The 14,380-nt window shown below is 51.4% G+C and carries 14 protein-coding genes and 2 pseudogenes; 9 read left to right on the top strand and 7 right to left on the bottom strand.

The window, feature by feature from the left end:
* Positions 1-96 precede the first annotated feature (96 nt).
* The 3 genes from olsB to ACJJIF_RS00620 all read right to left on the bottom strand — a co-directional run bounded on the left by olsB (position 97) and on the right by ACJJIF_RS00620 (position 3,952).
* Entirely contained in the window at positions 97-1,011 is a 915-nt protein-coding gene (olsB, locus tag ACJJIF_RS00630) for a l-ornithine N(alpha)-acyltransferase (RefSeq protein ID WP_014283314.1), read from the bottom strand.
* Between the two features lie 288 nt (positions 1,012-1,299).
* A complete protein-coding gene (locus tag ACJJIF_RS00625; protein WP_444928382.1) occupies positions 1,300-3,546 on the bottom strand; it encodes a response regulator in 2,247 nt (748 codons plus the stop codon).
* Positions 3,547-3,610: 64 nt separating this feature from the next.
* A complete protein-coding gene (locus tag ACJJIF_RS00620; RefSeq protein ID WP_444928429.1) occupies positions 3,611-3,952 on the bottom strand; it encodes a magnesium chelatase subunit ChlI family protein in 342 nt (113 codons plus the stop codon).
* Positions 3,953-4,073: 121 nt separating this feature from the next.
* On the opposite strand from ACJJIF_RS00620, the gene ACJJIF_RS00615 reads away from it, so the two are divergent.
* The gene (locus ACJJIF_RS00615) at positions 4,074-5,384 is read left to right on the top strand and encodes a Calx-beta domain-containing protein (protein WP_444928428.1); all 1,311 of its coding nucleotides are present in this window, start codon (positions 4,074-4,076) and stop codon (positions 5,382-5,384) included.
* A 54-nt stretch (positions 5,385-5,438) separates the two neighbouring features.
* Here the strand turns inward: ACJJIF_RS00615 and ACJJIF_RS00610 are convergent, their stop codons facing one another.
* The 3 genes from ACJJIF_RS00610 to rpmH all read right to left on the bottom strand — a co-directional run bounded on the left by ACJJIF_RS00610 (position 5,439) and on the right by rpmH (position 6,852).
* Complete coding sequence (locus tag ACJJIF_RS00610) at positions 5,439-5,831, bottom strand: ABC transporter permease (protein WP_444928381.1); 393 nt, start codon at positions 5,829-5,831, stop codon at positions 5,439-5,441.
* Entirely contained in the window at positions 5,828-6,037 is a 210-nt protein-coding gene (locus ACJJIF_RS00605; RefSeq protein ID WP_444928380.1) for a hypothetical protein, read from the bottom strand. Before ACJJIF_RS00605 ends, ACJJIF_RS00610 begins: the two co-directional genes overlap by 4 nt.
* A 695-nt stretch (positions 6,038-6,732) precedes the next feature.
* On the bottom strand, positions 6,733-6,852 hold the full coding sequence (rpmH, locus tag ACJJIF_RS00600) for a 50S ribosomal protein L34 (protein ID WP_444928379.1): 120 nt from the start codon (positions 6,850-6,852) through the stop codon (positions 6,733-6,735).
* 256 nt (positions 6,853-7,108) lie between these two features.
* On the opposite strand from rpmH, the gene ACJJIF_RS00595 reads away from it, so the two are divergent.
* The 4 genes and pseudogenes from ACJJIF_RS00595 to ACJJIF_RS00580 all read left to right on the top strand — a co-directional run bounded on the left by ACJJIF_RS00595 (position 7,109) and on the right by ACJJIF_RS00580 (position 11,248).
* A complete protein-coding gene (locus ACJJIF_RS00595; RefSeq protein WP_444928378.1) occupies positions 7,109-7,423 on the top strand; it encodes a DUF1611 domain-containing protein in 315 nt (104 codons plus the stop codon).
* Positions 7,420-8,454: an N-acetyl-D-Glu racemase DgcA gene (gene dgcA / locus ACJJIF_RS00590; RefSeq protein ID WP_444928377.1), complete on the top strand. Its 1,035-nt coding sequence runs from the start codon at positions 7,420-7,422 to the stop codon at positions 8,452-8,454. Before ACJJIF_RS00595 ends, dgcA begins: the two co-directional genes overlap by 4 nt.
* Before the next feature lie 891 nt (positions 8,455-9,345).
* A pseudogene (locus ACJJIF_RS00585) lies at positions 9,346-10,103 on the top strand (NAD(P)-dependent alcohol dehydrogenase); the annotation flags it as partial.
* A 692-nt stretch (positions 10,104-10,795) separates the two neighbouring features.
* On the top strand, positions 10,796-11,248 hold the full coding sequence (locus ACJJIF_RS00580) for an AMP-binding protein (RefSeq protein ID WP_444928376.1): 453 nt from the start codon (positions 10,796-10,798) through the stop codon (positions 11,246-11,248).
* 63 nt (positions 11,249-11,311) lie between these two features.
* Here ACJJIF_RS00580 and ACJJIF_RS00575 read toward each other — a convergent pair whose 3' ends face one another.
* Entirely contained in the window at positions 11,312-11,731 is a 420-nt protein-coding gene (locus tag ACJJIF_RS00575; RefSeq protein ID WP_444928375.1) for an HAD hydrolase-like protein, read from the bottom strand.
* Positions 11,732-11,969: 238 nt separating this feature from the next.
* Between ACJJIF_RS00575 and rpiA the strand changes: the two genes are divergently transcribed.
* From rpiA to ACJJIF_RS00555, 4 genes and pseudogenes are all read left to right on the top strand, one after another.
* Positions 11,970-12,659 carry a ribose-5-phosphate isomerase RpiA gene (rpiA, locus tag ACJJIF_RS00570; protein ID WP_008551913.1) on the top strand — a complete coding sequence of 230 codons (690 nt, stop codon included), beginning with the start codon at positions 11,970-11,972 and terminating at the stop codon, positions 12,657-12,659.
* A 54-nt stretch (positions 12,660-12,713) separates the two neighbouring features.
* Entirely contained in the window at positions 12,714-13,019 is a 306-nt protein-coding gene (locus ACJJIF_RS00565; protein ID WP_444928374.1) for a DUF2059 domain-containing protein, read from the top strand.
* A complete protein-coding gene (locus ACJJIF_RS00560; RefSeq protein ID WP_444928427.1) occupies positions 13,007-13,228 on the top strand; it encodes a DUF2059 domain-containing protein in 222 nt (73 codons plus the stop codon). Before ACJJIF_RS00565 ends, ACJJIF_RS00560 begins: the two co-directional genes overlap by 13 nt.
* Before the next feature lie 164 nt (positions 13,229-13,392).
* Positions 13,393-14,355: pseudogene (locus ACJJIF_RS00555) on the top strand (FAD-dependent oxidoreductase).
* Positions 14,356-14,380: the final 25 nt, after the last annotated feature.

Genomic DNA, 14,380 nt, shown 5'->3' with positions numbered 1-14,380 from the left:
AGGATCAGAGACCAAAACTGCAGAGCGTTTATCGATATTTGCGCAAACAAAAAGGGCGGAAACCCGCCCTTCATTGAATGAGATGCTTCTGAGAACCTAGCTGGAATACCGGCTGGCATCTTCGCCATAGTAATTCACGTAGCGCGAGTTCAGCTTGGAGACCGGCATAATGATCAGCACATCAGTTGTTCCAAACTGGTGGTCAATTACAGCACCATCACCGATAAAGGCACCAAGACGCAGATAACCCTTGATGAGCGGTGGCAATGAACGCAGTGCAGCTCGTTGATCGACCTGATCTTTTGGAATGCGGTTCATGTCCACATACTGGTCAGGAAGTGCTGAAACTCGCCATTCTTCCGGAGCTCCTGCAAAATGATGCAGGAAGGAAAGTTGTTCTGCAAGCAGATCAGGATCGGTGCCCTCAATCGAAGCACAACCAATCATCACATCCACATTATGCATCAACACATAAGACCAGATGCCATGCCATAGCAGTTCAACGGTCTTCTTGGTGCGATAAGGCTTCAGAACACAGGAGCGACCAAGCTCCATAAAGTTCAGATCACTGTGACGATCCAAAATGCCCTGAATATCAAACTCGCCAGCCGTATAGAAACCACCGTTCAACTCAGCCAGTTCCTGACGGAGAAGGCGATATGTGCCGACAATCTGAGGCTTCAGTTTGGAGAACGGTTTATTGCGAACCTGACTGTTGTGATCCACTACCAGCAAATGATCGCAGATCTCGTCGTAACTGTCGCGATCAAGGCGGCTCAGCTGCGTTTGAGCATCTGCAATCGCAGACATCTCTTCGTAAAACACTTCGTAGCGCAAACGCTGAGACATCTTGAGTTCTTTGGCGCCATTGGAAAGGCGAACTTCAAGCGGTCCAATCTTACCGAGGCTTTGTCCTGCCTCCGGCATTTTTCCCAGCATTGCCTGTGGGATCCACCGCGGCGCAGGTCGCCCTGCAAGCTTGTTCGGTGTGATTTTTCTTAGGACTTTCATCGGGGAAAGATGTCCAGATCCAGCCATACTATAAATATCTCATATTGCTTAGGTGTTTAAAAAACATTGCAATAATGAGAACGCCTTTCTGAATTTGCACCAATCGAGTAACCCATGTCAATTTTGGGTAGTCAATCTCTGATATAAGCTCGTTTTAGGACAGTTGAGTGACACAACACCAACATTTATCCGCTTAAGCGTGCCCATATCTGCTAAACCATGCTGTCACCACAGTTAACCTGAGTATAACAACCGCCTCTTGATATTGAACAGGCTAAATATACCAAGTTACCCCTTAGCATACCGCTTTAGCACAGCTTCGAGATCCTGCTTTTTCAGGGGTTTGCTCAAAAATCCATCGGCACCAGCCTTCAGGGCCTCTTCTTTTGCCTCCGGCATAACATCCGCTGAAACAACATAAATCGGAACCTGAGCCGCAGAATTGTCTTCTCTGCCTCTAATTTGGGAAATCGCTTCCAGTCCATCAAGGCCTGGCATGTGCAGATCCATCAGAACCACATCAAATGTTCCGGTTGCGCTGAGAGTGACAGCCCTATGCCCATCTTCGGCGAGCTCTGCGTGGTGCCCCAGTTTGCTTAGTAGCGCCTTGACCAGCATCCAGTTGATCGGATTGTCTTCTGCTACAAGAACATTGAGATGAGGCTCGTGCTCTTGCGGTTCTGTCGGCAGCTTGTTCTCCTCTGGAGCCGCACTGTGTTGCTCATCCGTTTCTTCAACTTCGGGACCAAGCGCAATTAGGCGCAACAAAGATGCGCGGCGTACAGGACGTGTCAGGTAGCCAGAAAACTCGCCAGTTTTGATATCGGCAATGCGAGCTCGTTCCTGAGGTTTGATGAACACGATGATCTCAGGAGCATGAATAGAATGCTCCTGATAGAAGTCGCGAATACGCTCAACATACTCTTCGCCAACCAACAGGCGATCAAGCTGTGCTGTAAGCAGATTTGCTTCTAAATCTTCTGTATCAAGTACTCGGGTATGAGCAAAACCGTTGCTGATCAGAGTTCTCTGAACCAGATCAGCTTCAATATGATTACTGGTCAGGATTGCAATGTGCTCTGAATGTTCTTCAATAGCCTCATCGACAATCTGATCGAGTGGCATTTCAAGAAGGAACGTCGAACCACATCCGAGCTGACTTTGAACAGTCAGCGAGCTGCCCATCAACTCTGCAAGTCTCTTGGAAATCGCCAGTCCCAATCCAGCACCATCAAACTTGCGATCGCGTCCATATTCACCTTGTTCAAACTCCCGGAAGATGCGCGCTGCAGTCACGTCATCCATACCAGGGCCAGTGTCTTTTACTGCAAATTCCAACAGATGATTGCCAGCGGAATCCTGCGACACCTGCAAGACCAGTGAAACACCGCCCTGCTCCGTGAACTTGATTGCGTTGCCGACCAGATTGTAGAGCACTTGCTGAAGCCGGGCTGGATCACTCTGGATCGTCTCCGGGACTTCCGGTGCGATGTAAGAACCGATCTGAAGCCCTTTGGCATGAGCCTTGGGAGACAGCAACTCCACCACACGCTCGACCAATGGTGTCAGTTCTACCGCTCCGGTCTCCAGCTCCAGTTTTCCGGCCTCGATCTTTGAGTAATCAAGAACCTCATCAATCAGCATGAGAAGCGTTGAGCCGGACGTTTTGATAGCGTTGATGTAGTTCTGCTGCTCGGCGGTTGTTGAAGTGTCGTCAAGCAAATCAGCCATGCCCAGCACGCCGTTGAGCGGCGTTCGGATTTCATGACTAACCATTGCGAGAAACCGGGATTTAGCTTCACTGGCATTTGCGGCATGGTCCCGGTCTGCACGTAGCTTTTGCTCTGCGTGCCGCCGGTCTGTGACATCCGTGAGGATCCATTGGATGATCGGAGCTCCCCCGCTGCCGTCACGAATGCTCAAACGCAGCAGAGAATACCAACGAGTACCGTGCTTTGTGCGCAAGGCGACATCTTCCGTTGTTCCTGCTGCACTTTCTTCAAGTTCTGGTGTGAAGTCTTCCGCATAAGGCAAGTGAATGGCTTTGCCCACTTCAATGCCAAATCCAGCAGGAAAATTCCGCTTCCCGGCATCATTGATGGAGAGCACGAGACCGCTGCTGTCACAGCGAATAACAATAGCGCCCAGCGCATCCAGAATGGAACGGTGCCGATCATCGGCTTCTCGCAACTGCCAATCCGCATCACTGGCCAGTTCAGAAGGATCTTCCAGCTGCTCCACCTCACTTTGGATTTGGGCAGTTTTCCAGCTTTGTGCAATCACATCACTTGCAGGAAAACGGCGGAACAGAACAGCGCCGGCACCAAAGGCAAGCAGCACCACATAAAGGCTTTGTGCAGAACGCCAATCCGTCAAAAGCAGCGCGATTGCAAGACAAACAACACCAACGAAGATGGAAAGGCTCTTGAGAATAAACGAGGACTGCTCTGAGACTTCTGTTTGCTTGATCAGAGACACGCGAGCCTGAGTAACAACGTGGGTGCTCTCCTCGGTTTTTAGTCTCCGCTTCAACACTGCTTTTGCTCCAGCCGAACTATTTCGGAAATTCAGTAAAATTCAATTGGTAGGATATAACAGATTATGCTGCTGCCAAATAGGCCGAAGAGCGCTTGAAACTCAGCGCTTCGGCCAAGTGGATTCTCTGCACTTTATCCGAGCCATCCATATCTGCGATTGTGCGAGAGAGTTTTAAAACGCGATGATAGCCTCTCGCCGATAGGCCAAATTGAATGGAAGCCTGCTCAATCAGTTCTTTGCTGCCATTATCGAGCGCAACAATCTGTTCGATGATCCGCGCACTTGCATGAGCGTTTACAGTTATGTCCAGTCCCAGCGATGCATAACGTGCCTGCTGAATAGCCCGTGCTCTTGCCACGCGCTGGGCCACAGTCTCGGAGCTTTCCGAAGTGGTTGGGCTGATGGGTACTTTTTAAGTTACTGGCTCAGTCTTATGTTCCAGCCGGATATTAACGACAAGTACTTGGGACCCATGAGTTGCGCATTTATCGTGAAACGCTTTCGCGTTTCGTGCGCCGCTTCAACTGCAGAACCTGAAGCTGGAAGGCGATACAACAGGTGGCGGTGGTACCTCCACAACCTACGCAATTGCGGCTGAAGCTGACTCCAAAGCTGAAGGCGACAGCGGCGTAACCTCCTTCGAGTTCACCGTGACCCGTGATGGTGATCTGTCTGAAGCTGGTACTGTTGACTTTGCTGTTGGCGGTGACGTTGATGCAGCTGACTTCGGTGGCACTCTGCCATCCGGTAGCATCGAGTTTGCAGCTGGCGAAACCACCAAGACCATCACAGTCAACATCACTGGTGATGAAACAACAGAACTGAGCGAAGCTCTGACCGTGACCTTGAGCAACCCAACCGGTGGCAAGATCACAACAAAGAGCGCAACCAGCACTGTTGAGAACGACGACACCGCGCCTACTCTCATCTCCACCATTCAGGGTGAAGGTGCAGAATCCGGCATGGTTGGTGAGTTCGTTTACGTGAGCGCGCTTGTAACCCGCCTGACCAGCAATGGCTTCTACCTTCAGGAAGAAACCACTGACAGTGACGGCAATGCAGCAACCTCTGAAGGTATCTTCGTTTACACCGGCGCGGCTCCAACCGTTGCAGTTGGTGATGCAGTGTCCTTCGGCGGTACAGTTGCTGAGTTCGGCGGCCAGACCCAGCTGACAAACATTGCTGATCTGAACGTTCTGTCTTCTGGCAACGAACTTCCAGAATACATGCAGGTGCTTCTGTCTCCGACAAACCAGCATAACCTGGAAGCTCTGGAAGGTATGCGCGTCAGCATTGCTTCCGGCACAGACGATGCTCTGACAGTCATCGAAAACTTCAATTTCGACCGCTACGGTCAGATTACAGTTTCCGCTGGCTCCCAGTATCAGGCAACTCACCTGTATGATCCGCAGGACGAGCTGGACCAGATCATCGAACATCAGGAAATGAACCAGAACAACCGCATCCTCATTGATGATGGTTCTTCTGAGCAGAACCCTGATGAGTTCACCTACGTTCCTGTGACTGCTGAAAACGGCGACAACGGCAACGGTTACCTCGACAAAGACGACGACTTCTCTGCTGGCGCAACTCTGCGTCTCGGCACAGAAATCGACGCTCCGATCGAAGGTGTTCTGACAGAAGGCTTCGACGGCCATACTCTGGTTGTTGATGGTCAGCTGTCCATCGACGAGAGCACCAACTCCGGTGCACGTCCTGAGCAGCCTGCTGATGTTGGCGGTGAGCTGAAAGTGTCCAGCTTCAACGTGCTGAACTACTTCACCACCCTTGGCCAGCGCGGTGTTTATGTCCTGTTTACTTCGTCAGTTGTCTGAAGCCAGGCGGTTGTTTAACCGTTTCATCTATCGGAGGGAATGGAGTTTTCGCATTTATCGTGAAACGCTTTCACGTTTTTCGTGCGCCGCTTGAGTGCGGCTGAGCACGACGATGAACATCAGCAGTACTGGCAGCATGGCGATAAGAATGGCTGAGGTGAGCGGTATGGCAGACTTGAGCCGTGGCATCTCGGCTCGCCCTGCAGAGGTGATAGCTGCAATCAGAGCCATGGCGACCAGCCAGAGGATGTTGAGGGCGAGATTGTCCAGATCAAAGACGGTTTGCAGGTAAAAGCCGATCACCAGTAACTGGATGCTCATGCGAACGATGGATATGGCCAGATCTCTGGAGAGGTCTTTGAGGCCCATGGACCAGAGCAAGGACAGCGGGATGATCGCGATAAAGTAAAAGAACGCCAGATCACTCCAAGCAACAGTTGAGGTCATTGTGCACTCTCCTCTGTGCCGATGTGGTCTGGTTCAGGAAGCGTGATGACCTGATCTATCTTGCCTTGCAGATGAGCATCGTGTGTCACGATGAGCAAGGTTTCAGCCTGTTCTAAAAGCAGTTTGGCGCAGGCGAGGGCGTGGGCTTTCGGCTTATGTTTTGCCCTATTTCGTTGGTTGCAAAACTCGGTTTTTAACCGTTTCATCTATCGGAGGGAATCGAGTTTTCGCATTTATCGTGAAACGCTTTCGCGTTTTTCGTCGCCGCTTCACGGATGAGCCAACCGCTGCGCTCGACAAAGCCCACGCCCTCGCCTGCGCCAAACTGCTTTTAGAACAAGCTGAAACCTTGCTCGTCGTGACCCACGATGCTCATTTTGCAGGGCGAGATAGATCGGGTCATCACGCTTCCCGAACCAGACCACATCAACACAGAGGAGCGCTCACAATGACCTCAACTGTTCCATGGAGTCATATGGCGTTTTTCTACTTGCGGTGATCCCGCTGTCCCTGCTCTGGTCCATGGGCCTCAAAGACCTCTCCAGAGATCTGGCCATATTCCATCGTTCGCATGAGCATCCAGTTGCTGGTGATTCAGTTACCTGCAAACCGTCTTTGATCTGGACAATCTCGCCCTCGACCTCCTCTGGCTGGTCGCCATGGCTCTGATTGTTCCAGGGGCTCTACATTTCGGCAGGACGAGCCGAGATGCCACGGCTCAAGTCTGCCATACCGCTCACCTCGACCATTCTCATCGCCATCTGCAACCTGCTCCATGACGTTCCGTCTTTTCGACTCATATGGAGCCGGATGTTCACATTTCATTTCTTGGTATATCGGCGATGATCGCATCTACGTGAAACGCTCTCGCGTTTCATCACTTCAGTCGCAACTGGTTAACTCACTGACCCTTAGCACGACGACGTGCCAGAACCTGGCGGCCATTTTTGGTTGCCATACGTGCCCGGAAGCCGTGGCGACGCTTGCGAACAAGGTTGCTCGGTTGGAAAGTACGCTTCATTTTATTACCCTAGCAGAGCCATTGGCTCCAACTTAAACGTTAATTTGGATTGTGCGTCTTGTCCCCGAAGTCACCGCGACTTTATTCAAGTTACAGGACCTTGCGCATGGGACACGCACTCCTATTCGTCGGCGCTTATATTCATGGCTTAATGTTTATGTCATTTATTGGTTCAGTTTTATTGAGCCATGCGATTAACGTTAAGAAACCAAGTTACGTGTTTTCGCATTTATCGTGAAACGCTTTCGCGTTTTTCGTGCGCCGCTTTCATGCAGCTGACCATGCCTTTGTGGTTTGCCATGAGCCAACCCGCTCCACCATGCGCGGCGTCTCAACACCAATCCCATCCATTCAGGAAATCATCGACCTGAACGTACAGTTTGGCCGCCTGACAAACCCGGACATCCACTGTGTCGGCCTTGCCATCAACACCATGATGCTTTCTGAGAATCATGCAAAAAACCTGATTGAAGAGCTGAGTGAAGAGCATAAACTGCCCGCAACTGATCCTGTCCGCTTCGGGACCGATCCAATCATTGATCATATTTGCGCGGAGTTTAAACTGGTTTGACCTGTCGCCTATCTATTGAAGCTGAAACATTCCCAATTGCGGGAAGCTTTACCATTGCCCGCGGTTCCCGAACCGAGGTGAACGTTGTCACCGCCAGCCTCACACAGGATGGCCTCACCGGTCGCGGCGAGTGCGTGCCTTATCCCCGTTACGGCGAGAGCGTTGAAAGCGTCACCGCGCAGATCGAAGCTGCCCGCGCTGCTATTGAAGCTGGTGTCTCCATCGAAGAGCTGCAAAGCCTCATCCCGGCAGGCGCTGCCCGCAACGCAGTGGATTGCGCCCTCTGGGATCTGACGGCCAAACGCCAAAATACCACTGTAGCTGAACTGGTCGGCATCAAATCCCAGCGCATTCTGGAAACCGCCTACACCATCTCCGTTGGCACACCTGAGAAGATGGCAGAGGATGCAGCAAAAGCAGCCAGCCGCCCGCTCCTCAAGGTCAAGCTCGCAGGTGATGGCGATGTGGAACGCATCGCGGCTGTCAGACAGGCAGCGCCAAACAGCAAGCTCATTGTGGACGCCAACGAAGGCTGGTCGGAAAGCAATCTGGAAGCCAACATCAAAGCCTGTCAGCAGGCAGGCGTTGGTCTGGTGGAGCAACCGTTACCAGCAGGCAAAGACGCTGTTCTGGCAGAGGTGGAGCACCTCATCCCAATCTGCGCAGATGAAAGCCTGCACACCTCAAAAGATCTGGAAAGCCTGCGCAATCGTTACTCGGCGATCAATATCAAGATCGACAAGACCGGCGGTCTGACAGAAGGCCTGAAGCTGCTGCGCAAGGCAGAAGAGATGGACTACGTCATTATGGTTGGCTGCATGCTCGCCACGTCTCTGGCCATGGCCCCTGCCATGCTGCTGGCGCAAAACGCTGACTTTGTCGATCTGGATGGACCTCTGCTGCTCGCTAAGGATCGCGACCATGCGATCCAGTTTGAGGGGCGGCCTGATGTCGTCTCGTTCAGTGGAGCAACTGGGTACCAACCAAGAAAAGTTAGTCGGTGTACTTTGTGGTTTTCGCATTTATCGTGAAACGCTTTCGCGTTTTTCGTGCGCCGCTTCACCCGCTGGGTCCGAGGCAGAGGCTGAAGCCCTCGGTGCGCAAACCCCGCGAGCGGGGAGAGCCCCAAGTCCGCGAATAGTGAATTGCCCGGGCAGGCGCGGGTAGTGCATCGCCGCCCCCACCGGAGGATGCCCTGCATGTGAATAGCCAGGTGCAGGAGAGCTTTATTTCCTCGCGCAAACCCCTCGCCGGCAGCAGCCCGCAGAGAGGGGGTGAGGAGTACAGGTGTTTTCGATCTGGAAGAGCAGGTCCCCACGCTGATGGAGTCCAGTGGGAGAGGAGCAGGTGGTACGAACAGGCGCTGGACGAGGCCGAAAGTCCTCAGCGCGATGGATGGCGCTCATGTTCCTGAACCCGAAGCGGTACCTGAGAGCTCGCCATATCGAGCAGCCGGCCCGTTCCCGGTTGGACAGTGCCAATGAAGGCCGCCCCGGCGCGCGAGGTGCTGGTTATTAACGTGATGGCGCCGGAGGGTCGAGGGCAATGATTTGCTTCGGGTGATGGTGGCCTGTGGCTGTGGCCGGTTTTATGGGCAGTGGATGTTTTCACCTACCACGAGCACGAGCGGTGCCGACGGGGCGGTAATCTTCGTCTCGCCAATATTGTCGTACCCCGGTATTTTTGATTTGGCGCAAATGGAAGAGTTCGCTACACGGGGAAAGTGAGCCTGTTCCCTGACACTCGCCGGTGGAGGGGGAGGCAATCAAGGCTTTCGATCAACTGCTCTCCACTTCATGGGAATGTAACTCCCCCCACTAACCGTATCGCAAAAAGCAATTAACCTTTCGGATTCTCGTGTGTTTCCCTACCCTACACATTCTCGTGAAACACTTTCGCGTTTTTCGTGCGCCGCTTCAACGGTTGTCGGCCTGGGTTGGAATTCCGGCTATTGTGAGACCTGCCACTACTGCCGGCGGGGCGATCAAAATTTGTGTGCCGAAGCTCGCTTTACCACCCTTACCGGCGGGGGCTTTGCCGATAAAGTTCGTGCAGATATGGGTAGCCTGGTGGTTATTCCAGAGGGAGTAGACCTAGTTTCGGCTGGGCCTCTCCTGTGTGGCGGCATTACGGTATTTAACCCTCTGATACAGTTTGATATTCAACCGACGGCTAAAGTGGGGGTGATTGGTATAGGAGGCCTGGGGCATTTGGCCTTGATGTTTTTGAATGCCTGGGGTTGTGAGGTAACGGCATTTACTTCCAGTGAGCATAAGCGCACCGAAGCTTTGTCTCTCGGTGCTCACAATACATTGAATTCACGTGATCCGGAGGAAATTAAATCAGCCTCCATGAGTTTCGATTTCATAATCTCCACGGTCAATGTCAATCTGGATTGGGATTTTATATTCAGGCTTTAAAACCAAAAGGGCGCCTGCATTTTGTCGGTGCTGTTGTGGATCCAATCCAGTTTACCCTCTTCCCCATGATATTTGGCCAGCGCGATATCTCCGCTTCTCCAGTGGGCAGCCCTGCAGCCATTGAAACGATGCTTGACTTTGTCGCACACCATCAGATCAGGCCGCAGGTGGAAATTTATCCTATGAGCCAGATAGAAGAAGCTTTTAAGCATTTGAAGTCGGGCAATCCCAAGTATCGTATCGTGCTGTCCAGGGAGTAATAGGAGGGATTGGGGTGCTATTAGGATCATTGCGGTCAATGGCGATCTTCTCAAACCTTTCGATACGCGGGGTCTGATTTTATTTTCTTTATTTGTTCTTAGTAAGCTGTAAATAAACCGCTTAATCTTGATGGCACTTAAGGTGCCTTTTTTCTGGTTGTTATTCCTCTCTGTGAACATTTTCGAAATGCAGGTAGGCATGCATGTACCATTTATTTGAATACTCAATGAGAGTGAATCATTTTCTAGTAAATTTTTAACTGTGGGTGCAGTCGTATAAATTTCTTTGGCAATAAAAAAATATAAGGTGATTATAGTAAGATTGAGCTGCAGGGTTGCGAGGGAAGGGGTTTAGGTGCTTGTTTATCAAGTTTTCCCTGAAAGATAACTCAACAATTTACTTGGTAGAGCTTTTGTCTGCGTAGCGTTTGTTTGTTGGTTTAGAGTTCCTGGCGGTACTTATTTAAAAGATGAAGCTTTGGTGTAAGCTAAAAACCTCTCTAAATAGAGAATTTAGTATCAGTTTGAGTGTTACACTTTTTGTAAGGTTCAAATAAATATTTGTACTTGTGTGTTTGGTTTTAAATTTAGGGGAGCTCTAAATAGTAAGAAACTTGACCAAGTTTGAAAGACATTAATTTGCATTGAAAGTTAATTTCCAGATCTTTAATAAAGATAAAAGGTAAGATTCTGTGAGTAGTCCAGTTAAAAACTCCAAAATAAGATCCCAGTTCAATATTTCAGTCTGCCACTTGATTGCACAGCAAATGAAAGCAGCACCTCATCGCATAGCGATTATTGATGGGGAGGTCAGAGTGAGCTACGAGTGCCTGCTGCAGCGGGCCGGCGCGATTGCGGCGGAGCTTGAGCGCCGGGATATTCAACCCGGCGCCTTGGTAGGGGTATGCATGAAGCGCTCCTGGGAGCTTGTGGCAGCTTTAATTGGCGTAATGCGAGCAGGGTGTGCCTATGTACCTTTGGACCCAGCTTACCCTCAAGATCGTGTGGGTTACATGCTGGAACATTCAGGTGCTGTTGCAGCTATCGTGGATGTGTATGTTTACTGTTCATCTACTCGTTCAGTTATATATTATTTACTCGTTCAGTTATGCAAACCGATTAACCCCAGTAAAGACAGAAAATAGGAGTTTTCACATTATACGTGAAACGCTTTCGCGTTTGGCTGGCCGCTTCACTTGGAGAAGGTGTCACCACCGACTACCGAGTTGAAACAGATGTTCCATCTCCATGGCCCGAACCAGAGGCTTGGCCAGTTTTTCCAGCTTGTTTGTGCAGATAGCGGTTTTCCAGCCTGCTTCTCTCAAGCGCGCAATTGTTTCCAGCGCCTGAGGAAAAGCGTGAGTGTGATCGGCAATGTGGGTTTCGTAGTAACGAATAAACTTGGCAAGCAGCGGTTCCAGAACTTCGTCTGTCACTTCAATCTTGTTCGCCTCAAGCCCACGGGTCATCAGCACTTTCACGCCAGCACCCACCATTTTTCTGACCCGTTCAGGTTCAATGGCTTCAAATCCGGCTTCTACCAAAACATGATTTATCGACGCTGTTAGGTCTCCCATGGTCTCCAGGAGAGTACCGTCTAGGTCGAAAACCAGAACTGGTGTTGTCATACTTAAGCTCGTTTCTGTTGAGAAAATCCGCGCCACCCTAACGAAATTCGCCGTGAAGTCAATTTGCGAGGAAAACCTATAGTGTGTTGGGTGGATTGCTGCTTGGCGGGGCTGGCACCTCATGGTAATCAGCAGGAGTTATGTCAGAGTAGACCCAAGCGGTATAACTAGGCAAAATTGTTCTGAATTGTGAATGTTTCCTAAGAAGCTTAGGGTCCGGGGAAGAGAAAATAGTCAGATGGCAATGAGTTTGAAGGCGCAGGCCGCAGCTGCAGCACTCAAGGAAGTTAAGCCCGGCATGAAGCTGGGGATAGGTTCTGGATCAACAGTCAACGAAATGATCCGCCTTCTGGCAGATATGGTCAAGGATGGTTTCGAGATCATCGGTGTTCCAGCCTCCTCTTACTCTCAGGCGCTTTGTGATGAACTGGGAGTTCCACTGACCACACTGGATGAAACGCCGGTGCTGGACCTTGTAATTGATGGTGCGGACGAGATCGATCCGCAGCTGAACCTCATCAAAGGTGGCGGTGCGGCGCTGCTCCGCGAAAAAATCATCGCGGCAGCATCTGGCCGTATGCTTGTCATCGCAGATGAGAGCAAAATTGTTGATACCCTCGGAAAGTTCCCGCTTCCCGTGGAGGTTATCCCATTCGGGCTTGAGGCTACCCGGCAGATGATGCAAAACAGCTTGGACGCTGAGGGGCTGCAAGGCGAGATGATCCTGCGTATGGCAGGTGATAAGCCACTTGTAACCGATAACGGCAACTACATTCTTGATTGCCACCTGAAGGCAATCAGCGATCCGAAGTCACTGGCAAAACGCCTGGAAGTTATTCCGGGTGTCGTTGAACACGGGTTGTTTATTGATATGGCGGTACGGGCTTATGTCGCCGGTACTGATGAAATTCGTGTCTTGGAACCTTAAGCTATCCTGACAGTCATTTAAGGACAGCTGATTAAAATATAGGGGAGCCATTTTATGCTCGCTAAGTTCAAGTCTGCAGCAATTGCAGGTGTCGCATCACTGGTTGTTGCTGGTGTGCTGATTTCCAGCCCGGTCATGGCTCAGGACAATTCCATTTCTGAAAGCCACATCGAAGCTGCAAAAGCAGCCGTTCGTGCAACAAAGTCCATCGAGAACTTCGACAACATCCTTCCAGATGTTGCTGAGCGCACGCGCACCCTGTTCATCCGCTCCAATCCGGCGATGAGCGCTGAGATCGACATTGCTGTCAACGAAGCTGCTGTTGAACTTATCCCCGCCGTCAGGAGCTGGACCGCGTAATCTACGAAGTTTGGGCACGCCGCTTCACCGAAGAGCAGCTCAATGAAATCGCGACTTTCTACAACTCTGACACTGGTAAGCGTCTTGCTGACCTGTCCGGCACACTGTCCGCGCTGACCATCGGTGCAGCGAAGCAGTGGGGCGACGCAACCAGCACCGACATGGTTGCGATTGCACGTCAGAAACTCGCCGCGATGGCTGCTCAATAAGCGATCACGAAATCGCCATCCAAAATGAACAGTTAGATCAGATACGCCCCTTGAAATTTGGGCGTATCTGGCCCAAGTCTGAGCCTACGTTTTTATAAGACAAGACCTTAGAGCGTAACGAAACGTCGTTGCATAATGTTTATTGCTAACGAAAGTGGGCTGTAATGACTAATTTCGACTACGATCTCTTTGTTATTGGGGCTGGTTCCGGCGGTGTGCGCGCAGCACGTATCGCAGCAACCCATGGCGCCCGTGTTGGTATTGCTGAAGAATTTCGCTACGGCGGTACTTGCGTAATCCGCGGCTGCGTTCCAAAAAACTCTTTGTATATGCTTCCAAATTCACGGAAGAATTCGCCAACGCTGACGGGTATGGCTGGAGCCTGAACGGCACGCCGACCTTCGACTTGAGAGTATAAGCTGGTTGAAAACAAAGACAAGGAAATCACCCGCCTCGAAGGCATCTACCGCCGCAACCTGGACAAGTCCGGTGTTGAGTTGCACGACAGCCGTGCTGTTATCGAAGGCCCGAACACCGTTCGCTTGCTCTCCACTGATCAGGTCATCACAGCTGAGCGCATTCTCGTTGCTGTTCGCGCAACGCCAAACGTGGATGCTGGCCTTGTTGGCTGTGAGCACACCATCACATCCAACGAAGCATTCCACCTCTCCGAGTTCCCGAAGCGCACCATTGTTGTCGGTGGCGGCTACATCGCGGTCGAGTTCGCTGGCATCTTCAACGGAATGGGCTCTGAAACCACGCTGGTTTACCGTGGCGAAGAAGATCCTGCGCGGTTTTGATATGGACCTGCGCACCGGTCTGCATGAGCAGATGGAAGAAAGGGCATCACAGTCAAAACCAAGTCCACCATCGCTTCTATTGTGAAGCATGAGGGCGGCCTGACAGTGACCACCCATGCTGGTGAAGTGATTGAAGCAGATCAGGTGGTTCACGCAATCGGTCGTCGTCCAAAGATAGCAGGCCTCGGCCTCGAAGAAGCTGGTGTTGAGCTCGATAAGGCAGGGGCAATCGTCGTGACCCCGCAGAGCCAGAGCTCCGTACCAAGCATCTTTGCTGTTGGTGACGTAACCAACCGCGCCAACCTGACCCTCAGTTGCGATCCGTGAAGGCCATGCTTTTGCTGACAGCACC

The sequence above is a fragment of the Microbulbifer regidiadema (SeqCode) genome, assembly GCF_052467605.1.
Note: the sequence above shows the minus strand (reverse complement) of the source record. Positions and strands in the feature narration are given on the sequence as shown.